We start from the raw sequence: 20,689 nt of genomic DNA, 5'->3' as shown, positions 1-20,689 counted from the left end.
TGGTGCCGCTTGCCGGAATCGAACTGGCGACCTTTTCATTACGAATGAACTGCTCTACCAACTGAGCTAAAGCGGCGAAGACCCACATTCTACAAACAAAGCACAAAATTTGCTAGTGTCAACACGAACTTTTTTGCAGAGTGTGGGGGAAAGCGCCTGCTTATTCCTGGTGGTAGGCGGTCACGCGGGCGACTTCGTCTTTCGAGCCCAGGTAGACCGGCACGCGCTGGTGCAGCTTGTGCGGGGCGATGTCCATGATGCGCTGCTGGCCGTCGGTGGCGGCGCCGCCGGCCTGTTCGACGATGAAGGCCATCGGGTTCGCTTCGTACATCAGGCGCAGCTTGCCCGGCATCGAGGTGTCGCGCAGGTCGGCCGGGTACATGAAGATGCCGCCGCGGTTCAGGATGCGGTGCACGTCGGCCACCATCGAGGCGATCCAGCGCATGTTGAAATTGGTGCCGCGCGGGCCGGTTTCGCCGGCCAGCAGTTCGTTGACGTAGCGCTGCACGGGCGGGTGCCAGTGGCGCGCGTTCGACATGTTGATGGCGAATTCCTTGGTGGTGGCCGGAATCTGGATATTGCTTTGCGTGAGCACCCACGAACCCATTTCGCGGTCCAGCGTGAAGCAGTTGACGCCATTGCCGAAGGTCAGCACCAGCATGGTTTGCGGGCCGTACACGGCGTAGCCGGCGGCGACCTGCTTGGTGCCGGCCTGCATGAAGTCCTGTTCGGTCGGCTGGCCCATGCCATCGGGCGCTTTCAGTACCGAGAAAATGGTGCCGATCGAGACGTTGACGTCGATGTTCGACGAACCGTCCAGTGGGTCGAACAGCAGCATGTATTCGCCCTTCGGATAGCGGTTCGGGATCGGGTGGATCGATTCCATTTCTTCCGACGCCATCGCCGCCAGGTGGCCGCCCCATTCGTTCGCTTCGAGCAGGATCTCGTTGGAGATGATGTCGAGTTTTTTCTGTACTTCGCCCTGCACGTTTTCCGTATCGGCCGTGCCCAGCACTTCGCCCAGGGCGCCCTTGCCCACCGCGTGGCTGATGGTCTTGCAGGCGCGCGCGACGACTTCGATCAACAGGCGCAGTTCGGCCGGGATGCTGTTGTTCGAGCGCTGTTCTTCAACCAGATATTGCGTAAGACTGATGCGTTTCATGACTTCCCTTTTGTTTTAATAATGACTGCAGTATTAGTTCGCCAACGCCTTGGAAACGACTTCCATCACGTCGTTCGACAGGCTGGCCTGGCCGGCGACCTGTTCCAGCGCGGCGCGCATATGGGTTTGCAGGGCCGGCAGGTAGCGGCGCCAGCGGTCCATCGAGCGCGCCAGGCGCGCCGCCACTTGCGGATTTAACGCGTCGAGCGCGATCACCTGCTCGGCCCAGTAGGCGTAGCCGCTGCCGTCCGGCGCGTGGAACTGCGACGGATTGCCGTTGGTGAAATTGAAGATCAGGCTGCGCGCGCGGTTCGGGTTCTTCAAGGTGAAGGCCGGATGCGTCATCAGCTCGCGCACGGCCGCCAGGTCGGTGGTCGGTGCGGCCGCCTGCATGGCGAACCATTTGTCCACCACCAGCGCTTCGCCCTGGAAGTCGCTGTAGAAACTGGTCAGGGCCGCTTGCGACGCTTCCTGGGCGCCGGAGTGGATCAGGGCGCCCAGCGCGGCCGCGCGGTCGGTCATGTTGCCGGCGCCGTCGAACTGCCGCTGCGCCAGCGCCAGTTCGTCCGCTTCGGGCGCGATCAAGAGGTAAGCGAGCGCCAGGTTTTTTAGCGCGCGCTTGCCGGCCGACAGGGCGTCGGGGCTGTAGTCGCCCGGCGTCTGGTTGGCGTGGTATTGCGCCAGCAGTTCCGGTTTCAGTGCGGCGGCAATCGTGCGGCGCATGAACTGGCGCGCCGTGTGAATCGCCTGCGGGTCGACCTGCGCCATGCGCTCGGCGATGATGGTCTCCGACGGCAGGATCAGGGCCAGCTCGCGGAAGGCCGGGTCCAGCGTCTCGTCGGCCAGCAAGGCGCGCTGCGCTTCGATAAAGGTGTCGTCCAGCGCCAGCGTTTCGCCGGCGGCCACTTGCGCCGTCAGTGTCAGCAGGCGCGCCATGGCCAGGCGCTGGCCCGCTTCCCAGCGGTTGACAGGGTCGCTGTCGTGGCGGAACAGGTGCAGCAGTTCGGCGTCGGTGTAGGCATATTCCAGCACCACCGGCGCGGAAAAGTCGCGCAGCAGCGACGGCACGGGCAGTTCTTCCACATTGATGAAGCGGAAGGTCTGCCAGCCTTCGGTCAGTTCCAGCACGGCGCTGGTGCCGGCGATGACGTCGCCGCCTTCCAGCTGCAAAGGCAGGTCGCGGCCATCGGCGCCCAAGAGCCCCACGGTGACGGGAATATGGAACGGCAGCTTTTCGGCCTGGCCGGGCGTGGCCGGGCAGCTTTGCCGCAGGGTCAGCTCGAAGGTTTTTCCGGCGGCGTCGTAGCGCGTTTCGGCTTGCACGATGGGTGTGCCGGCCTGGCTGTACCAGCGTTCGAACTGATTGAAGTCGCGGCCGTTGGCATCGGCCATGGCGGCGCGGAAGTCGTCGCACTGCACGGCCTGGCCATCGTGGCGTTCGAAATACAGGTCCATGCCCTTGCGGAAGCCCTCGCGGCCCACCAGGGTCTGATACATGCGCACCACTTCGGCGCCTTTTTCGTAGATCGTGACGGTGTAAAAATTGTTGATCTCGACGAAGGAGTCGGGGCGCACCGGGTGCGCCATCGGGCCGGCGTCCTCCGGGAACTGCGCCTGGCGCAGGGTCCGCACCTGGTCGATGCGGGTCACGGCGCGGCCGGTGTCGGTGCCGATCATGTCGGCCGAGAATTCCTGGTCGCGGAACACCGTCAGGCCTTCTTTCAGCGACAACTGGAACCAGTCGCGGCACGTCACGCGGTTGCCGGTCCAGTTGTGAAAATATTCGTGGCCCACCACCGCTTCGATGCCGGCGTAATCGACGTCGGTGGCCACGCGCGAGTTGGCCAGCACGTATTTGGTGTTGAAGATGTTCAGGCCCTTGTTTTCCATCGCGCCCATGTTGAAGTCGCCGACGGCGACGATCATGAAGCGGTCCAGGTCCAGCTCCAGGCCGAAGCGCTCTTCGTCCCAGCGGATCGAGTTTTTCAGCGACTGCATGGCGTAGTCGGTTTTATCGAGGTTGCCGTCTTCGACCCATACCTGCAGCAGCACTTCGCGGCCCGAGTTGAGCGTGTAGCGCTCTTCCTGGCAGACCAGGCGCGCGGCGACCAGCGCGAACAGATAGGAAGGCTTCTTGAACGGATCTTCCCACTTGGCGTAATGGCGGCCGTCACCGAGGTCGCCCTCTTCGATCAGGTTACCGTTCGACAGCAGCACCGGATATTGCTCCTTGTCGGCGCGCAGCATGACGGTGTATTTCGCCATCACGTCCGGGCGGTCCGGGAAGAAGGTGATGCGGCGAAAACCCTCGGCTTCGCACTGGGTGAAGAAGTTATGGTTCGATACATACAGGCCGGACAGGGACGTATTGTCCTGCGGCGCGAGGATGGTTTCGATATCGAGTTCGACGTCGTCAGGCGCTTTCGGAATGGTCAGCATGCTGGCCGTCAGCTTGTATTGCGAGGGCTTCAGTACCTTGCCGTTCAGGCGCACCTGTACCAGTTCGATATGCTCGCCGTGCAGTTCGATGCTGCGGCTGGTGCTGTCGGGATTGTGATGCATGCGGATCCGGCTCGCCACTATCGTGCGGGCGGGATCGAGATCGAAACCCAGTTCCACGGTGTCGACCAGATAGCTGGGCGGCGTGTAGTCCTGGCGGTAAATCGTCTGAGGGCTGTCTGTGCGCATAGGGATGGAATGGGAGCGGAGGCAAAAGCCTATTTTACCAATACCAGCCCCCGGCGTGCCTGATTTGGCCTTGATTTGCGCCATTTACGCAAATGAATATCGGCAATTGCGAGCCAGCGAACACACAGGGTAACAATCTGTAATAATAATCAGCACTGGAATGGCGTAGTCTTACACTGTAAAGCGATGAATTGCGTCTGCCAAGTGGTGGATACATATTGAGGAGATTCGGCAATGAGATACCTGGCCATATTAATGACTGCGCTGACGGTGCTGCTGACCGGCTGCGCCACCACCATCCGCAGCGATGTCACGGCGTTCCACGACTGGCCGGCCCAGCAGAACGACAAATCGTATGTCTTCGTGGCGCCGCCCGCCGAGGAAGACACGCTGGAATACCGCAGCTACCAGAACCTGGTGCGCGCCGAACTGGCCAAGCATGGCTTTGGCGAAGCGTCGGGCCCGGACAGCGCCAAGCTGCGCATCAGCATGCGCTTCGGCACCATGGATGTGCCTGAGCGCGTGCTGCAGGCCACCGATCCGTTCTGGTACGGTCCCGGCTACTGGCCTGGCCGTTATGGCTATCGCTACGGCGCCTGGCCCGGCTATGGCCGCTTCGGCTACAGCCCGTTCTGGGGTGGTCCGATGGAAGTGGAAGAGACCGTGCGCCATAAATTCGAACGCGAACTGCGCGTGACGATCAATGAAAACACGGGCAAGAAACTGTATGACGTGAGCGTGCATTCGACCAGCGGCAAGCGCGCCACGCCGCAAGTGATGCCGGCCATGGTGGCCAGCGCCTTTGCCGATTTCCCGGGCCGCAGCGGCGTGCCGCGCAAGGTGGAAGTCAAGGTCGAATAAATCATCTATCCATAAAAAACCGGCTGGTGCGCGCAAGCGTTCAGCCGGTTTTTTTACGTCCGCGGATTTACATGTAATACGCTTCGGTCGCGAACGTGATCGCGCCCACCAGCGCCACGGCCAGCAGCAGCACGATCAGCAGGCGGCCGAATTTCGGGTTGCCGTCGTCGTCGCCGCTCATGGCACGATGATGGTGGAACCGGAGGTCTTGCGCCCTTCCAGGTCGCGATGGGCCTGGGCGATATCGGCCAGCTTGTAGCGCTGGCGCACTTCGACCTGCACTTCGCCGCTGCTGACGACGCCGAACAGCGAGGCCGACATCTCTTCGAGCTTTTCGCGGTCCGAGGCATAGCTGAACAGGGCCGGGCGCGTGATGAACAGCGAGCCGCGCGACGCCAGTTCGCTCAAGGTAAATGCCGGCACCGGGCCGGAGGCATTGCCGAAGCTGACCATCATGCCCAGCGGCGCCAGGCAGTCCAGCGAACCGGTGAAGGTATCCTTGCCGATCGAGTCGTACACCACCGAGACGCCCTTGCCGCCCGTGATCTCGCGCACGCGCTCGACAAAGTTTTCCGTGTTGTAGTTGATGACGTGGGCCGCGCCATGGGCCAGCGCCAGCTGCGCCTTGTCGTCCGAGCCGACCGTGCCGATCAGGTTCACGCCCAGCACTTTCGCCCACTGGCAGGCGATCAGGCCGACGCCGCCGGCGGCCGCGTGGAACAGAATCGTGTCGCCCGCCTTCAGCGCCACCGTGCGGTGAAACAGGTATTGCACCGTCAGGCCTTGCAGCATCATGGCGGCGGCCGTGTCGAAGCCGATGCGGTCGGGCAGCGCCAGCAGCAGCGCCGCCGGGATATTGCGCTGCTCGGCATACGCGCCATTGATGCGCGCCGCATACGCCACCCTGTCGCCCACCTTGATGTCGGTGACGCCCTCGCCCACCGCCTCGACAATGCCCGCGCCCTCCACGCCCAGGCCGGCCGGCAGCAGCTGCGGATACAGGCCGGTGCGGAAATACACGTCGATGAAATTGAGGCCGATCGCCTCATGCTTCACGCGCGCTTCGCCGGGGCCGGGCGGCGCCAGCTCCACGTCGACATACTCCATCACTTCAGGGCCACCCGTGCGGTGCATGCGGATCGCCTTGGTGGTAATTATTTCACTCATTGTCGTCTCCTCGGATGATGAATCAAACTGCTTCGGCTTTGGCCAGCGCTTGCAGTTGCGACAGCACCAGATGGGCCGTCGACAGATTGGTGGCGCACGCCACATTGTGCACGTCGCAGGCGCGCACCAGGGCGTTGATGTCCGGTTCGTGCGGCTGCGGCGTCATCGGGTCGCGCAGGAAGATCACGCAATCGATCAGGCCTTCGACCAGCAGCGCGCCGATCTGCAGGTCGCCGCCGAAGGGGCCCGAATGCTTGCGCTCGACCGCCAGGCCCAGCTCGTTGATCAGGCGTCCGCCCGTGGTGCCGGTGGCCGTCAGCTCGCAGCTGGCAAGGAAGTCCCGGTATTCGCCCGCCAGGGTGATCATGTCATCTTTTTTCTTGTCGTGGGCAATCAGGGCGATGCGTGTTTTCATGGTGGTGCCGTCTCTTTGGTTGGAAGGATTATTTTTTCTTGGAAAGCAGGTAGATGCCGGCCAATACCAGGCCGGTGCCGGCCAGCTGCCAGCCGGTGATCGCTTCGTCGAGGATCATGGCGCCCAGGAACAAGGTCGAGACGGGGCCGATCATGCCGGCCTGCGAAGCGACGGGCGCGCCGATGCGCTCGACGGCGATCATGGTCATGAACACCGGCAGCACGGTGCAAAAGATGCCGTTCACCAGCGACCAGCCATACACGGGCGCCGGCTGGATCAGCATGCCGACCGGGCGCAGGATAAAGAACTGGGCGATGCAGGCAAAGCTGGCCACGCACATCGCGTACGACACCAGCCGCATGGCGCCGATGCGTTTCACCAGTTCGCCAGAGCCCAGCAGGTAGACGGCATACGAACAGGCCGAACCCAGTACCAGGGTCGAACCGAGCACGATATTGCTGGCGCCCGATTGCAGGTCATGCACGAAGACCAGCACGATGCCGCAATACGAGGTCAGCAGCGCCAGCCACTGCAGGCGGCTGATGGCGTGCTTGAAATAGACGGTGCTGATCAGCAGCACGAAGGTGGGCGTGAGGAACAAAATCAGCCGTTCCAGGCCGACGGAAATATATTGCAGCCCCAGGAAATCGAAATAGCTGGACAGGTAGTAGCCGACCAGGCCCAGGCCCACCAGCTGCCAGCGGTCGCGCCACGCCAGCGGCGGCTCGGTGCGCATCTGCCACCAGGCAATCACCGCAAACACCGGTAGCGAAAAGATCATGCGGAAGGCGATCACCGTGACCGCATCGATCTGGTAGCGGTACAGCAGCTTGGCGACGATGGCCTTGGTGGAAAACAGCACCGCCCCGCCGACAGCGATGGCCAGGCCACCGAGGTAGACGGAGCGGGGGATGGAGGATGACGCGGGCAAGGGACTGGTGCTCATGACCAGATTGTAATGGCAAAAGCTAAAGGCGGCTTACAACCCCAACGGCAAATACTGGGGGCGGACGGGAACGCCTAGTTCCTCAGGATCCGCCCCCGGCCCTCGCGGTGGATTGAATTACGCCACCACCACCGCCGCCGCTCCCGCCGTGACGGTCGCCGTGGTCACCCGCGCAATCACGGTCGCCGGCGCGGCAGTGCCGATCAGTTTATTGACCTGCTTGAACTGGGCCACCAGCTTGCCTGGCGTGAGGGTCACCACCGTATAACCCTGGGCATCGGTGTTCAGATGCTTGATCCACGGGTTGTTGCCCAGGCCCGACAACTGCTGCGCCAGACCCAGCAAGGTGCCGCTGAAGTCCGTGCTCGCCTTCAGGCCGGCCTGCACCGCCGTCACGGTCGCGTCGAGCTGGGCTTCGGGCACGCCCTTGGCCGCCAGGGCGCCGCGCAGTTGCACGCGCAGCTGTTCCAGCAGGCTGTCGACGGTCGGCGCCGTCTTGCCCATGGTGTAGTCGAGCAGGTTGATATCGAGGTTGACGGTGCCGATGCCGGTGACGGGAATCGCGAGCGGGTAGCTGACCAGGGTGCCGATATCACCCAGTTCCGCCGCAGCGGACTTCAGATAGCTGAAGAATGAGTCGGAGCTGACGCCGGCCGACACCAGGTCGACCATCACCGGCGTGCCGCCGCCGGTGGCATCGAAATCGTCGCTGACGGTGCCGGCAAAGAAGGAGTGGATGTCGCCCGTCAGCGCCACCACGTTGCCGATGGCGTTGGTTTTCAGATGCGCCATCAGCGCCTTGCGCTCGCTGTTGTAGCCATCCCACTGGTCGCAATTGAGCAGGAAACGGGTAAAGAACGGCGCCAGCGAGGCCGCCTTGCCGGAACCGGTGACAAAGGTGGAGGCGGCTTGCTTGGCCTGCACATCGGGCTTGATCCAGCCAAAGGCGATCACTTGCGCAGCGGCCGTTGGCGAGGCGCTGTTGAAGGCCGCCACCGTGATGCCGGCCTGCGCCGCGGACAGGCCCGCGCCGACCGCCGCCGCGCCCTGCGCTGCCGTATTGCTGCCCGCGCCGGCAATCGCCATTGCCGCCGCCTGTGCCACGCTGGTGCTGGCGCCGGCCGTCGAGGCGGCCACGATGGCGTTCGCCAGCGGCACGCTGCCGCCGACCAGCGGCAGGGTCGAGGCGATCGCCGCGCCGACCGTGCTCATGGCGCTCAGCGCAATCAGGGTGGCGATCGCATCGACGCCATTCAAACCCATGCGCAGCAGCGACACTTCATTGCCCCACAGTTTCCAGGTCGAGGTGGCCGCTTTCATCCTGGTCTTCCACCATTCGCGCTGGGTGGTGCCCAGCATGCCGACCGCGCCCAGGGCGTCGGCGCCGGCTTTCGTCGCGGCCGCCATCTTTTGCGCTTCCACGCTGTCGAACAGCTGCTGCGGCACCAGGTAGCGGCTACCGATGCTGCCGAGCGCCTTGCCGGTGGCGGGATTGATCGACGCTTCCGGAATCGCATGGTCGGCGCGGTACAGGCGCTCGTCCGTCATGATCAGTTGCATCAGTTTACCGAACTGGAAATCGCGGTAGATCTGGATATTCTGGAAGGTGGTCGCGGCCGAGTCGAACGTGACGTCGGCCGGCATGTATTCGAACCAGGCCTGGTTGGCGCTGCGCCGGCGCGTGGGCTGGTGCAGGTCGCTGCCGTCGGCCGCCACGATGCCTTCGTAGGTGGACGCATCCTGCCAGGCGTCGTCGGTAAATTCGTGGTCGTCCCAGACGGCGATAAAGGCAAAACGCTCGTGCACGGCCTGCAGGCGGCTATCGGTGCGGTATTTCTTGTACAGATAGCGGTAGTCGGCGGTGGTGGTGGCGTATTTGGCGCCGCTGCTGCCGCTTTTATAAGTGCCGTCCGGCAGTTTGAGCTGGTCGTGGCGGCTTTCCACGGCGCCGCTCTGGAACGCTTCACCGACCGTTTCGTAGATGTAGTCGCCCAGGTGGACGATAAAGTCCAGGCTTTCATTGGCGGCGATATGGCCCAGCGCGCCCCAGTGGTTGATGCTCCAGTCCTGGCAGGTCAGGTAGGCGAACTGCAGCTGCGCCACGTCGGCGGTGGCGGCGGGCGCCGTCTTGAAGCGGCCCACGTTCGAGCGCACGTCGCCGGCGATAAACTGGTAGAAATACACCTGGCCCGGCTGCAGGCCGGTGACCTTGTGGCGCAGGGTGTTGTCGAAGTCGGATTTCAGCGGCAGCTTGGCGTCGACGATATTGGCGCCGCTCAAGGCCTTGTTGCTGCCCAGCGAAGCCGAATTGTCGGTGGCGCTGACGATCAGGCGCACCGCCACTTCGGCGGCGCTGGCCGGGGCCGGCGCGACGGCGTCCAGGCTGGCGGGCACCACGCGGGTCCACAGCATGGCGCTGTCGGGGCGCGGATCGCCGGAGGCCACGCTTTGCGGGAACTTCCAGTCGCTGCCCGAGGCCAGCGGCACGCCGGCGTCGCTGTAGTCGCTGCTGCCGCAGGCGGTCAGTCCGGCGGTGGCCACCGACACGGTGATGAAGCCACCCAATTTCAGGAATTGACGCCTGTTGATCTGACTTGCCATGATTTTCTTTCCATAAAGTAATCCGAATGCGCGTCACTTTAGCAACACAATATGTCGGCTTCATGACCTGGCCGGCAGGCGGCCGGGGGTGCCACTATGCTAAAATGTCGGCCACAATTGAACACCCGTCTAAGGAAGATTCGACATGGCAGGACATAGCAAATGGGCCAACATCAAGCATAAAAAGGCTGCCACGGATGCCAAGCGCGGCAAAATCTGGACGCGCCTGATCAAGGAGATCACGGTGGCGGCCCGCATGGGCGGTCCCGACGCCATCACCAATCCGCGCCTGCGCCTGGCGGTCGACAAGGCGGCCGACGCCAATATGCCGAAAGACAACGTCCAGCGCGCGATCAACCGCGGCAGCGGCGGCGTCGATGGCGCCAACTACGAAGAAGTGCGCTACGAAGGCTACGGCGTGGGCGGCGCGGCCGTCATCGTCGAATGCATGACCGACAATAAAGTGCGCACGGTGGCCGAAGTACGCAACGCCTTCAACAAGAACGGCGGCAACATGGGCAACGAAGGCTCGGTCGCCTTCATGTTCCAGCACTGCGGCCAGCTGCTGTTTGCGCCGGGCACCGACGAAGACAAGCTGATGGAAGCGGCGCTGGAAGCGGGCGCCGACGACGTGATCGCCGATGAAGAAGGCGGCTTCGAAGTAGTGACCCCGGTGCACGATTTCGCCGCCGTCAAGGAAGCGCTGGAAGCGGCTGGTTTCAAGGCCGAAGTGGCCGAAGTGATCATGAAACCGTCCACCGAAACCGTGTACGCGGGCGACGACGCGATCAAGATGCAAAAGCTGATCGATGCGCTGGAATTGCTGGACGATGTGCAGGAAGTGTTTACCAACGCCCTGATCGAGAACTAAGCAAAAAACAAGCAGTACGCCTCAAGGGCGCTTCCGGCGCCCTGCAACCCCACACTGAACGAACGGTCCTTATGAAAATTCTGGTAGTCGGCTCTGGCGGCCGCGAACACGCCCTGGCCTGGAAACTGGCCCAGTCCGAACGCATACAGATGGTGTATGTCGCTCCGGGCAACGGCGGCACCGCGCGCGATGCGCGCCTGGTCAATCTCGACATCAGCGATCCGCAATTGCTGGCCGATTTCGTTCAGCAGGAACATATCGGCCTGACCGTGGTCGGCCCGGAAGTGCCGCTGGCCGCCGGCATCGTCAACCTGTTCCGCTCGCGCGGCCTGAAGATCTTCGGCCCGACGAAAGAAGCGGCGCAGCTGGAATCGTCGAAGGATTTCGCCAAGGCCTTCATGCAGCGCCACGGCATCCCGACGGCCGCCTACCAGACGTTTTCGGAAGTCGCACCGGCCCACGCCTATATCGATGCCATGGGCGCACCGATCGTCATCAAGGCCGACGGCCTGGCCGCCGGCAAGGGCGTGGTGGTGGCGATGAGCCTGGAAGAAGCGCACCAGGCGGTCGACAATATGCTGGCCGATAACCAGTTCGGCGACGCCGGCGCGCGCATCGTCATCGAAGAATTTTTGGCCGGCGAAGAAGCCAGCTTTATCGTCATGTGCGACGGCAAGAACATCCTGCCGCTGGCCACCAGCCAGGACCACAAACGCCTGAAAGACCACGACCTGGGCCCGAACACGGGCGGCATGGGCGCCTATTCGCCGGCGCCCATCGTCACGCCGGCCATGCATGCGCGCGTGATGCGCGAAATCATTGTGCCGACAATTCAAGGCATGGCGAAGGACGGCATCACGTTCACGGGTTTCCTGTACGCCGGCCTGATGATCGACGACAAGGGCACGCCCAAGACGCTGGAATTCAACTGCCGCATGGGCGACCCGGAAACGCAACCCATCATGGCGCGCCTGAAAACGGATCTGGTCACCGTGATGGAACACGCCGTCAACGGCACCCTGGACGCGGTGGAACTGGAATGGGATCGCCGCACCGCCGTGGGCGTGGTGATGGCCGCCGCCGGCTACCCGGACGATCCGGTCAAGGGCACGCCGATTGGCGATATCCCGGCCGAAACCCACGACGCTGTGACCTTCCATGCGGGTACCCGCATCGAGGGCGAGCGCCTGGTCACCAACGGCGGGCGCGTGCTGTGCGTGGTCGGCCTGGGCGACAGCGTCAAGATGGCGCAGAAGCAGGCGTATGAAACCGTGGAGAAAATCCATTTCGACGGCGCGCAATACCGCCGCGATATCGGCTGGCGCGGTTTGAAGCATTGATCGTCCCATAACGATCACACGGCGGGCCGGCGCGGAGTTCATCCGTCCCGGCCCGTTTTCAATTTGATGTCATTGCCATCCCTCCCCATGACCGATCCAACCGGGATTGCCGCACCAGACAACGATGCGCCGCTGAGTCCCCTGACCTGGCTGACGCTTGCCTTGCTGCTCGTTGCCGGCCTGGCCTGGTACTGGTTCGGCAGCTACGCGGTACCGCGCTGCGACGACAAGGAAACCGTGGCCACGATGACGACAGGCGATATGCGCCTGCACGATATCAAACAGGCCGGCTACGCGTGGTCGCAGAAAACCCGTGGCTGCCTGGCCAATGTCACCACCAGCGGCAAATCCATGTCATACGCGTATACCGTGACGCGTGTGGAAGGCCGCCGCAAAAGCCGTATCGTCCACGACTATGCGCAGCCGGCGCTGATACAGGCGCGCTTCGGCCAGATCGCCTGGCATGGCGACTTTGTGCAGCAGGCAGGGCCGATCGGGCGCGAGGCACTGTTGCAGGCGATGCTGGCAGGGATGGATACTATCCGCGGCAAACCGCTGCTGTTCCCGGATCTCGGCACGCTGCTGTCGCCGCAGCACTACCGCGAAATTGCCGATGTCGAAGCCATCGCGCCCTGCCACGAGGTGGCGCCCGGCATCCAGTCCTGCCGGCTGCTGGTCGAGCGCAACGATCTGCCGCGCATTGCGCCAAGCATCGTGTGGGGTCTCTCGGTGCTGCAGCAAGGCGACTTCACCTTCCAGCGCGGCAAGGATGGCAAGCACTGGTCGGTCACGCCGCAGTTCAGGGACGAACTGGATCAGGCTCAGCTTCAATAGTGCGCTGGAGAAACGAGATTATGTTGTAAAGTTTATCATCTTGATTCTTGATAAACCCACTCCCGATGACCAGCAATCAACCTGCTTCCCCGCATACTTCCATCGAAGCGCTGCATGTGCTCAAGCTGCTCACGCGCCGCCAGCGCGAGCAGGCGCTGGCCCATCCCGAGTTGCCCCAGCTGGCCATCGGCACGCCGCTGCCCGATGCCCTGCTGTGGCTGTACCGGCGCCAGATCATCGCGTCCGAGGATGTGACGAGCCTGTCGCTGAGCGTGGCGCGCCACTACAGCGGCGACGAACTGGCGCTGCGCCTGTCGATCCTGCAGCAGGTGGTGGAGGTGCTCAATCGCGAGTCGCTCGATGCTCTGCGCGACGAAGCGATCATTGCGCCAGAGCTGCATCAACAGGCGCTGCAGCACCTGCCGGACGAGGTTCTGTTGCCCACGCCGGGCGAAGCGCTGAACTGGATGGCCCATGTGGGACTGCTGCCGCGCGCGCAGTTCAAAAGCACGGTGCAGCGCATCGAGGCCGGTGGCAGCGATGATGCAAAACGCGTGGTCCGGCACACGCAAGCGCGCCAGGATGAGCACAAAAAGGCGGTGCGCGGCGTAGTGCTTGATGGCCTGTTTCCCGGTTCGCGCCTGGCCTGGCTGATCGCCGCGCCGCTGGCGCTGGCCGGCATGGTCTGGTACCTGTTCAGCAGCAATTCCGTCCCCGAGTGCGACGCCACCGACACGATCTCCACCGTGACGCGCATGCTCAACAAGGCTGCGCCGGAAGGGGTGGGCAAGGCCAGCCTGCAGGACGTGAAGGAAGCCGGTTACGCCTCGTCGCACAATATCCGCGGCTGCCTGGCCACGATCGCACTCGATGGCGAAAAGGTCGACTATGCCTATACCGTTGCGCGCGACGACAGCGGCAGCAAGAACCGCATCAGCTATGCGGGCGCGCAGCCCATGCTGGTCCGGGCGCGCTTTGGCACCATCGAGGATGGCGACTTTGCCCAGCAGGCCAAGCCCTTGGGCCGCGAAGCGCTGGAACAGGCTTTCCGCGCCGGCATGGACGGCGCGCGCATCATGCCCCGGCCACGGCAGGCGTTTTCGCTGACGCAATCGATGGAACGCACGCGCGAAATCGCCGAAATCGAACCGCTGGCGCCGTGCAAGGAAATCTCGCCCGGCGTCTATTCCTGCCGCCTGCTGATCGAACGCAATGACGCCCTGCTGGGCATGCTCAACGGCGGCGTGGCGGTGATGCAGGAAGGCGAGTTTACCTTCCAGCGTGACGCCGCTGGCAATGGCTGGTCGGTCACGCCGCAATTTGCCGGCGAGCTGCGCCAGGCCAAAATAAAAGAGTAAATTCATGCATACCGAACCACCGCATCCGTCGCTGCAGCAGCTGCACCGGCTCGGCCTGATCAGCGCGCAGGAACTGGAAGACGCCAACGCCGAACGCGACGTGGCCGCCTGCGAGCGCCTGCACCCGCCCGAGGATCCGGTCGACATGCCGGCACTGGCGCAGGACGCCGACCTGGCGAGTACCCTGGGCTGGCTGCTGCTGACCGATCTGCTTCCGAAAAATGACCTTGACCAGCGCATGCCCACACTGCCGCCCGGGCAGCAGGCGCTGCTGGCCGACGGCGTGCGGCACTATAACCGCCGCGAGATCGACGATTTATATGAACTCGATTTGCTGAACCAGTTCCAGCGCGACGCCGCGCACGCGGCGGTGCCGGGCGACCGCATCCTGTATTCCCCCTGGATCGCCATGCGCTGGCTGGTGGTCAACGGCGTGCTATCCACGCAGCAGTTCGAGGCGCTGGAGGTGCGCGTGCGTGCGCACGGCAGCGAACTGGCGCGCGAGATCATGGCAGCGTCCAGGCTGCGGCATGGCCATGACCGCATCCCGTACAAGCGGCCGCCGGCCTGGAAAGGCGCGCTGATCGTGCTGGGCATGATCCTGGTGATGTCCGTGATGTACGGTGTTGCTACCGGCGGCCTGCGGCCATGAGCACCGATCCGCGTCTCAAACCGCTCGGCGAACTGCGGCAGCTGGAGCTGATCACCAGCGACGAATACGACGATACGCTGGGCGAGCTGCAAATCATCGACCTGCAGCGCGCGCACAACGCCGCCGAAGACATCGATGTGCCCGAACTGGCGATGAATGCCGATCAGGTCAGGACGCTGGCCTGGCTGCTGGGCGCCGAACTGGTGCCCGGGGACCGTTTTTTCAGGATGCTGCGCAAGCTGCCTGCCGGCGACCAGCGCACGGAACTGGCCAGCGCCGCGCTGCAGCAGGTGAACCGCGAAGCGGTCGACGCGCTGTACGACATGAACCTGATCAACCAGTGCCAGCGCGATGCTGCCCATGACAGCCTGCCAGCCGATCAGCTGGCCGCCACGCCCGTCGCGGCCTTGCGCCATATGCTGAAACAGGGCACGCTATCGCCGCTGCAATACAAGGAGCTGCAGGCGCGCACGCGCGCGAACGGCGCGCCGCTGGCGCGCATGATCGTCGACGCCGCCGGCAAGCCGCCAGCCCAATATGGCCGACCCCGCCCGCGTCCTTCCACCATCCTGGCCGCGGTGCTGCTGCTGGCGATACTGACGATGCTGACGTTTGCGGGGCGCTCATGGTTCAGGCGCGAGCAGCCAGCGCCCGTGGCGCCGCTGGCGCAGCCGGCCGACACGGTCGAACGCACGGACTTGCAACAGCGCGCGGCCAGCATGGTGGAGGATGCCCGCCAGCCAGGCACGGATGCGCCCCAGTTCGAGGTGCAGGTGATACAGGACAAGCCGCCACGGTAAGGCATGACCGGCAACAGCATCGCCGGTTTTGCTATCACAAAAATCCGTTACAGGGTACAATCCGTCCTCACTTTTTTATTTCGGCCTCGTCGGCCCACGCGATGTCGTCCACTCCCTCCCCTTCGGCTGTCAAAGCCTATTTGCTCGATTTGCAAAGCCGTATCGTGCAGGCGCTCGAAGCGCAGGATGGCAAGCCTTTCCTGACCGACAGCTGGCAGCGTCCGGAAGGCGGCGGCGGCATTTCGCGCCTGATCGAGGAAGGCAATGTGTTCGAGCGGGGCGGCGTGAATTTTTCGCACGTCACCGGCGCCGCGTTGCCACCATCGGCGGCTGCCGCGCGCCCTGAACTGGGTGGCAAACCGTGGGAAGCGATGGGCGTGTCGCTGGTGCTCCATCCGCGCAATCCGTACGCGCCGACGGTGCACATGAACGTGCGTTTTTTCAGCACGGTGAACGCCGACAATGAACCGGTATGGTGGTTCGGCGGCGGCATGGACCTGACGCCGTATTACGGTAACGTGGACGATGTAAAGCACTTTCACCGGGTGTGCCATGATGCCCTTGAACCGTTTGGCGACGGGCTGCATCCGAAGTTCAAGGCCTGGTGCGACGAGTATTTTTATTTGAAACACCGCAAGGAGCCGCGCGGCGTGGGCGGCATCTTTTTCGATGACTTCAACGCCCTGGGCTTTGACGACAGCTTCGCCATGATGCGCAGCGCCGGCGATGCGTTCATCGACGCCTATGTGCCTATTCTGGCGCGCCGCAAGGACACCCAATACGGCGAGCGCGAACGCGATTTCCAGGCCTACCGGCGCGGCCGCTATGTCGAGTTCAACCTGGTGTTCGACCGCGGCACGCATTTCGGCCTGCAGTCGGGTGGACGTACCGAGGCGATCCTGATGTCGATGCCGCCCATCGTCAAGTGGCGCTACGACTGGCATCCGGAAGAGAACAGCCCTGAGGCGGCGCTGTACACCGACTTTCTCGTGCATCGCGACTGGCTGCGAACGTGACGAAAAATGCTGCGGCGTGCGTTGCGCTGTTGGGCGGCAGTTACGATCCGGTGCATACGGGCCATGTCGCGCTGGGGTCGTATTTTTCCCGTTTGCTGCAGGCCGATACACTGCGCGTGATACCGGCCGGCGCGCCGTGGCAAAAGGGCCGCCTGGGCGCCACCTGCGAACAGCGCGCCGAGATGACGCGGCTGGCGTTCTCAAGCCTGCCGCTGCCGGTGATGATCGATCTGCAGGAAATCGAACGCAGCGAGCAGGGCCAGCCCAGCTACACCATCGATACCCTGCGCCAGGTGCGCGCCGAACTGGGGCCGCAAGCATCCATCGTGTTCCTGATGGGCGCCGACCAGCTGCAGCGGCTCGATACCTGGCGCGCATGGCAGCAATTATTTGAATACGCCCATATCTGCGTCGCGGCCCGCCCCGGCTTCGCGTTGAATGGCACGGCGATGCCGCCGGCAGTCGCGCAGGAGTTTGCGCGCCGCCTGGGCACGCTCAGCAGCATCCGCAACACGCCGCACGGTCTGACTTATCTGGCACAAGACTTCGCGGTGGATATCTCCGCCACCGAAATACGTGCGGCATTACAACGGGGGTTTCCGGCAAACGAGCTTGTTTCCCCGCTAGTGCTAGACTATATTGAACAACACAATTTATACAAAAGCTAAATGGACATCAAAAAACTGCAAACCCTCGTCGTTGACGCCCTCGAAGACGTCAAAGGCCAAGACATCGCCGTATTCGACACGGTCCACCTGACCAGCCTGTTCGACCGCATCGCCATCGTTTCCGGTACCTCGAACCGCCAGACCAAGGCGCTGGCCGCTTCGGTACGCGACAAGGTCAAGGAAGCCGGCGGCGAAATCATCGGCATGGAAGGTGAAGACACCGGCGAATGGGTACTGGTCGACCTGGGCGACATGATCGTCCACATCATGCAAGCGCCGATCCGCGCCTACTACCGCCTGGAAGAAATCTGGGGCGACAAGCCGGTCAAGCTGGGCGCCGCCAAACGCGCGCCGAAAAAAGCCGCAGGCGACGAGCCGAAAAAGGTCAGCGGCCACCTGGCAGCAAGCAAGGCCAATGTCGAAGCGACGCCAGTGATCGAGAAAAAAGCGCCGGCCAAAAAAGCTGCCGCCACCACCGCCGCCAAGAAAGCACCGGCCAAGAAAGCCGTCGCTTCCAAAGCCGTCGGCAAGACCGTGAAAGTGGCGCCAACCAAGACCGAGACGGCCGCCGTCAAGGCCCTGAAAGCGCTGCCGGAGAAAAAAGTCCGTGCACCGCGCGCGGCCAAACCGGCAGCCGATGCGGCACCGGCGAAAACCGTCATCAAGCGTATCAAAAAAGTCGAAGAGTAAGCGTTCATGCAGCTTATCATCGCTGCGGTCGGCCATAAAATGCCGGCCTGGATCGAGACGGGCTTCGCCGAATACGCGAAGCGCATGCCGCCGGAATTGCGCATCGTGCTGAAGGAAATCAAGCCCGTCGAGCGTTCCGGCAGCAAGACCGCCGCCACCGCGATGGCGCTGGAACGCGAACGCATCGAAGCATCGTTACCCAAGGGCGTGCGCATCATCGCCCTCGACGAACGCGGCAAGGACCTGACCAGCGTCGGCCTGTCGCAGCAGTTGATGGCGTGGCAGCAGGATGGCCGCGACACGGCTTTCCTGATCGGCGGCGCCGATGGCCTCGACCCTGCCTTGAAGGCACGGGCCGAAGGCATGATCCGTATCTCCAGCATGACCCTGCCGCACGGCGTGGTGCGCGTGATCCTCGCCGAGCAGCTGTACCGCGCGTGGTCGATCACGCAAAACCATCCCTATCACCGCGTCTGATTTTTTTCACCTCCCATGAAACCGGCTGACAACAAGATCTACCTGGCGTCGAAAAGCCCGCGCAGGCGCGAACTGCTGCGCCAGATCGGCATCGACTTCGAACTGCTGCTGCTGCGCAGCGACGGCCCGCGCGGCGCCGACGTGACCGAGGAAGTGCTGCCCGGCGAATCGGCGCTCGACTATGTGGCGCGCGTCGCCAATGAAAAGGCGGCCTTTGCGCTCAATGTGGTGCGCCTGCGCCACCTGCCGCCACGCCCGGTGCTGGCGGCCGACACCACCGTCACCATCGACGGCGTTATCCTCGGCAAGCCGGCGGATCGCGCAGAGGCCATCGCCATGCTGGAGCAATTGTCCGGCCGCACGCACCAGGTGCTGACCTCGATCGCCGTGCATGGCAACGGCATCGCCGAGCAGCGCACGCAGATCTCGCAGGTACGCTTCGGCGTGCTGTCCGCCGCCTCGATCGCCGCCTATTGCGCCACGCCGGAACCGTACGACAAGGCCGGCGCCTACGGCATCCAGGGCAGCGCCGCGCTGTTCGTCGAGCATATCGAAGGCAGCCATTCCGGCATCATGGGCCTGCCCCTGTACGAGACGGCGCAATTGCTGCGGCAAGCGGGTTTGCCCCTGCCCTGATAGGGCGTATGATGTCATTCGTTGCCTCCACTTTTGCGCCTCCATGAACGAAGACATCCTGATCAATATCACGCCGCAAGAAACCCGCGTCGCCCTCATCCTGCAAGGCGCGGTGCAGGAATTGCACATCGAGCGCACGCTCACGCGCGGCCTGGCCGGCAATGTGTATTCCGGCAAAGTGGTCAGGGTATTGCCGGGCATGCAGTCCGCCTTTATCGACATCGGCCTGGAACGCGCGGCATTCCTGCACGTGGCCGACATCTGGGAAGCGCGCGGCCACGACGGCCAGAACACCACCCCTGCCCCGATTGAAAAAATCCTGTTCGACGGCCAGGTGCTGACGGTACAAGTGATCAAGGACCCGATCGGCACCAAGGGCGCGCGCCTGTCGACGCAGATCTCGATCGCCGGCCGCATGCTGGTCTACCTGCCGCAGGACAAGCATATCGGCATCTCGCAAAAAATTGAAAAAGAGTCCGAGCGCGAACTGCTGCGCACGCGCTTGCAAAGCCTGCTGCCGGCGGACGAAAAAGGCGGCTACATCGTGCGCACCATGGCCGAAGACGCCTCCGACGCCGACCTGAAAGCGGACGTGGATTATTTGCGCAAGACCTGGAGCACCATCGTCCACGGCGCTCGCACGCGCCCCGCCACCAGCCTGCTGCACCAGGATCTGAACCTGGCCCAGCGCGTGCTGCGCGACTTCGTCGGCGACGAGACGGCCACCATCCAGGTCGACTCGCGCGAGAACTACGTCAAGCTGCGCGAATTCGCCGAAATCTATACCCCCAGCGAACTGACGCGATTGCAGCATTACACGGGCGAGCGCCCGCTGTTCGATCTGTATGGCGTGGAAGAAGAAATTTTGCGCGCGCTGGGCCGCAGAGTCGACCTCAAGTCCGGCGGCTATCTGATCGTCGACCAGACCGAAGCGATGACCACCATCGACGTCAACACAGGCGGCTTTGTCGGCGGACGCAATTTTGCCGACACCATCTTCAAGACCAACCTGGAAGCGGCCCACGCCATCGCGCGCCAGCTGCGCCTGCGCAACCTGGGCGGCATTATCATCCTCGACTTCATCGACATGGACAACGCCGAGCACCGCAACGCCGTGCTGGCCGAACTCAAACGCACGCTGTCGCGCGACCGCACCAAAGTCTCGGTCAGCAACTTCTCGCCCCTGGGCCTGGTCGAAATGACCCGCAAGCGCACGCGCGAGTCCTTGGCCCACATCCTGTGCGAACCCTGCCCCGCCTGCGCCGGCAAGGGACAAGTGAAAACCTCGCGCACCATCTGCTACGAAATCCTGCGCGAACTGCTGCGGGAAGCGAAACAGTTCAACCCGCGCGAATTCCGCATCCTGGCGTCGCAGGAAGTGGTGGATTTGTTTTTGGAAGAAGAATCGCAGCACCTGGCGATGCTGGGGGACTTTATCGGCAAGAAGATTTCGCTGCAGGTGGAGAATGCTTATCATCAGGAACAGTATGATGTGATACTGATGTAG

At 63.4% G+C, this 20,689-nt stretch carries 19 protein-coding genes and 1 tRNA gene; 13 read left to right on the top strand and 7 right to left on the bottom strand.

Annotated elements, in window-relative coordinates; genetic code table 11:
• The 3 genes from Q8L25_RS09995 to pepN all read right to left on the bottom strand — a co-directional run bounded on the left by Q8L25_RS09995 (position 1) and on the right by pepN (position 3,850).
• Positions 1-76, bottom strand: a tRNA-Thr gene (locus Q8L25_RS09995).
• A gap of 84 nt (positions 77-160) precedes the next feature.
• Positions 161-1,162 (bottom strand): class 1 fructose-bisphosphatase, encoded by a 1,002-nt coding sequence (locus Q8L25_RS09990; protein ID WP_308924675.1) that lies wholly within the window; start codon positions 1,160-1,162, stop codon positions 161-163.
• Between the two features lie 33 nt (positions 1,163-1,195).
• On the bottom strand, positions 1,196-3,850 hold the full coding sequence (gene pepN, locus Q8L25_RS09985; protein WP_308924674.1) for an aminopeptidase N: 2,655 nt from the start codon (positions 3,848-3,850) through the stop codon (positions 1,196-1,198).
• A 255-nt stretch (positions 3,851-4,105) separates the two neighbouring features.
• Between pepN and Q8L25_RS09980 the strand changes: the two genes are divergently transcribed.
• The gene (locus Q8L25_RS09980; protein ID WP_308924673.1) at positions 4,106-4,711 is read left to right on the top strand and encodes a DUF4136 domain-containing protein; all 606 of its coding nucleotides are present in this window, start codon (positions 4,106-4,108) and stop codon (positions 4,709-4,711) included.
• A 177-nt stretch (positions 4,712-4,888) separates the two neighbouring features.
• Here Q8L25_RS09980 and Q8L25_RS09975 read toward each other — a convergent pair whose 3' ends face one another.
• The 4 genes from Q8L25_RS09975 to Q8L25_RS09960 all read right to left on the bottom strand — a co-directional run bounded on the left by Q8L25_RS09975 (position 4,889) and on the right by Q8L25_RS09960 (position 9,840).
• On the bottom strand, positions 4,889-5,878 hold the full coding sequence (locus Q8L25_RS09975; RefSeq protein WP_308924672.1) for a quinone oxidoreductase: 990 nt from the start codon (positions 5,876-5,878) through the stop codon (positions 4,889-4,891).
• Positions 5,879-5,900: 22 nt separating this feature from the next.
• Complete coding sequence (locus Q8L25_RS09970; RefSeq protein WP_308924671.1) at positions 5,901-6,293, bottom strand: methylglyoxal synthase; 393 nt, start codon at positions 6,291-6,293, stop codon at positions 5,901-5,903.
• 28 nt (positions 6,294-6,321) lie between these two features.
• A complete protein-coding gene (locus tag Q8L25_RS09965; protein WP_308924670.1) occupies positions 6,322-7,239 on the bottom strand; it encodes an EamA family transporter in 918 nt (305 codons plus the stop codon).
• 117 nt (positions 7,240-7,356) lie between these two features.
• Complete coding sequence (locus Q8L25_RS09960; protein WP_308924669.1) at positions 7,357-9,840, bottom strand: alkaline phosphatase D family protein; 2,484 nt, start codon at positions 9,838-9,840, stop codon at positions 7,357-7,359.
• A 145-nt stretch (positions 9,841-9,985) separates the two neighbouring features.
• Here Q8L25_RS09960 and Q8L25_RS09955 point away from each other — a divergent pair, with 145 nt between their 5' ends.
• The 12 genes from Q8L25_RS09955 to rng all read left to right on the top strand — a co-directional run bounded on the left by Q8L25_RS09955 (position 9,986) and on the right by rng (position 20,689).
• Positions 9,986-10,711, top strand: coding sequence for a YebC/PmpR family DNA-binding transcriptional regulator (locus tag Q8L25_RS09955; RefSeq protein WP_308924668.1), 726 nt, complete (start codon positions 9,986-9,988; stop codon positions 10,709-10,711).
• 71 nt (positions 10,712-10,782) lie between these two features.
• On the top strand, positions 10,783-12,051 hold the full coding sequence (purD, locus tag Q8L25_RS09950; RefSeq protein ID WP_308924667.1) for a phosphoribosylamine--glycine ligase: 1,269 nt from the start codon (positions 10,783-10,785) through the stop codon (positions 12,049-12,051).
• An 87-nt stretch (positions 12,052-12,138) separates the two neighbouring features.
• The gene (locus tag Q8L25_RS09945) at positions 12,139-12,885 is read left to right on the top strand and encodes a hypothetical protein (RefSeq protein WP_308924666.1); all 747 of its coding nucleotides are present in this window, start codon (positions 12,139-12,141) and stop codon (positions 12,883-12,885) included.
• Between the two features lie 65 nt (positions 12,886-12,950).
• A complete protein-coding gene (locus Q8L25_RS09940; RefSeq protein WP_308924665.1) occupies positions 12,951-14,243 on the top strand; it encodes a hypothetical protein in 1,293 nt (430 codons plus the stop codon).
• Between the two features lie 4 nt (positions 14,244-14,247).
• The gene (locus Q8L25_RS09935; RefSeq protein ID WP_308924664.1) at positions 14,248-14,895 is read left to right on the top strand and encodes a hypothetical protein; all 648 of its coding nucleotides are present in this window, start codon (positions 14,248-14,250) and stop codon (positions 14,893-14,895) included.
• Complete coding sequence (locus Q8L25_RS09930) at positions 14,892-15,695, top strand: hypothetical protein (protein WP_308924663.1); 804 nt, start codon at positions 14,892-14,894, stop codon at positions 15,693-15,695. Before Q8L25_RS09935 ends, Q8L25_RS09930 begins: the two co-directional genes overlap by 4 nt.
• 101 nt (positions 15,696-15,796) lie before the next feature.
• Positions 15,797-16,711: an oxygen-dependent coproporphyrinogen oxidase gene (gene hemF / locus Q8L25_RS09925; RefSeq protein ID WP_308924662.1), complete on the top strand. Its 915-nt coding sequence runs from the start codon at positions 15,797-15,799 to the stop codon at positions 16,709-16,711.
• Positions 16,708-17,379, top strand: a complete 672-nt coding sequence (locus Q8L25_RS09920; RefSeq protein WP_308924661.1) for a nicotinate-nucleotide adenylyltransferase — start codon at positions 16,708-16,710, stop codon at positions 17,377-17,379. The genes hemF and Q8L25_RS09920 overlap by 4 nt, the downstream gene beginning before the upstream one ends.
• The gene (gene rsfS, locus Q8L25_RS09915; RefSeq protein WP_308924660.1) at positions 17,380-18,069 is read left to right on the top strand and encodes a ribosome silencing factor; all 690 of its coding nucleotides are present in this window, start codon (positions 17,380-17,382) and stop codon (positions 18,067-18,069) included.
• A 6-nt stretch (positions 18,070-18,075) separates the two neighbouring features.
• On the top strand, positions 18,076-18,546 hold the full coding sequence (gene rlmH / locus Q8L25_RS09910; RefSeq protein WP_308924659.1) for a 23S rRNA (pseudouridine(1915)-N(3))-methyltransferase RlmH: 471 nt from the start codon (positions 18,076-18,078) through the stop codon (positions 18,544-18,546).
• A gap of 15 nt (positions 18,547-18,561) precedes the next feature.
• Complete coding sequence (locus tag Q8L25_RS09905; protein ID WP_308924658.1) at positions 18,562-19,182, top strand: Maf family protein; 621 nt, start codon at positions 18,562-18,564, stop codon at positions 19,180-19,182.
• 43 nt (positions 19,183-19,225) lie between these two features.
• Positions 19,226-20,689 (top strand): ribonuclease G, encoded by a 1,464-nt coding sequence (gene rng / locus Q8L25_RS09900; RefSeq protein ID WP_308924657.1) that lies wholly within the window; start codon positions 19,226-19,228, stop codon positions 20,687-20,689.

The sequence above is a fragment of the Janthinobacterium sp. J1-1 genome (assembly GCF_030944405.1).
Lineage (GTDB): Bacteria > Pseudomonadota > Gammaproteobacteria > Burkholderiales > Burkholderiaceae_D > Janthinobacterium.
The sequence above is the reverse complement of the archived record's forward strand: the minus strand, read 5'-3'. Positions and strand labels throughout refer to the sequence as shown.

Excerpts from the sequence above, each read along its gene's own strand:
- Q8L25_RS09990 (WP_308924675.1), bottom strand. The coding sequence starts at position 1,162 with ATGAAACGCATCAGTCTTACGCAATATCTGGTTGAAGAACAGCGCTCG.
- pepN (WP_308924674.1), bottom strand. The coding sequence starts at position 3,850 with ATGCGCACAGACAGCCCTCAGACGATTTACCGCCAGGACTACACGCCG.
- Q8L25_RS09980 (WP_308924673.1), top strand. The coding sequence starts at position 4,106 with ATGACTGCGCTGACGGTGCTGCTGACCGGCTGCGCCACCACCATCCGC.
- Q8L25_RS09975 (WP_308924672.1), bottom strand. The coding sequence starts at position 5,878 with ATGAGTGAAATAATTACCACCAAGGCGATCCGCATGCACCGCACGGGT.
- Q8L25_RS09970 (WP_308924671.1), bottom strand. The coding sequence starts at position 6,293 with ATGAAAACACGCATCGCCCTGATTGCCCACGACAAGAAAAAAGATGAC.
- Q8L25_RS09965 (WP_308924670.1), bottom strand. The coding sequence starts at position 7,239 with ATGAGCACCAGTCCCTTGCCCGCGTCATCCTCCATCCCCCGCTCCGTC.
- Q8L25_RS09960 (WP_308924669.1), bottom strand. The coding sequence starts at position 9,840 with ATGGCAAGTCAGATCAACAGGCGTCAATTCCTGAAATTGGGTGGCTTC.
- Q8L25_RS09955 (WP_308924668.1), top strand. The coding sequence starts at position 9,986 with ATGGCAGGACATAGCAAATGGGCCAACATCAAGCATAAAAAGGCTGCC.
- purD (WP_308924667.1), top strand. The coding sequence starts at position 10,783 with ATGAAAATTCTGGTAGTCGGCTCTGGCGGCCGCGAACACGCCCTGGCC.
- Q8L25_RS09945 (WP_308924666.1), top strand. The coding sequence starts at position 12,139 with ATGACCGATCCAACCGGGATTGCCGCACCAGACAACGATGCGCCGCTG.
- Q8L25_RS09940 (WP_308924665.1), top strand. The coding sequence starts at position 12,951 with ATGACCAGCAATCAACCTGCTTCCCCGCATACTTCCATCGAAGCGCTG.
- Q8L25_RS09935 (WP_308924664.1), top strand. The coding sequence starts at position 14,248 with ATGCATACCGAACCACCGCATCCGTCGCTGCAGCAGCTGCACCGGCTC.
- Q8L25_RS09930 (WP_308924663.1), top strand. The coding sequence starts at position 14,892 with ATGAGCACCGATCCGCGTCTCAAACCGCTCGGCGAACTGCGGCAGCTG.
- hemF (WP_308924662.1), top strand. The coding sequence starts at position 15,797 with ATGTCGTCCACTCCCTCCCCTTCGGCTGTCAAAGCCTATTTGCTCGAT.
- rsfS (WP_308924660.1), top strand. The coding sequence starts at position 17,380 with ATGGACATCAAAAAACTGCAAACCCTCGTCGTTGACGCCCTCGAAGAC.
- rlmH (WP_308924659.1), top strand. The coding sequence starts at position 18,076 with ATGCAGCTTATCATCGCTGCGGTCGGCCATAAAATGCCGGCCTGGATC.
- Q8L25_RS09905 (WP_308924658.1), top strand. The coding sequence starts at position 18,562 with ATGAAACCGGCTGACAACAAGATCTACCTGGCGTCGAAAAGCCCGCGC.
- rng (WP_308924657.1), top strand. The coding sequence starts at position 19,226 with ATGAACGAAGACATCCTGATCAATATCACGCCGCAAGAAACCCGCGTC.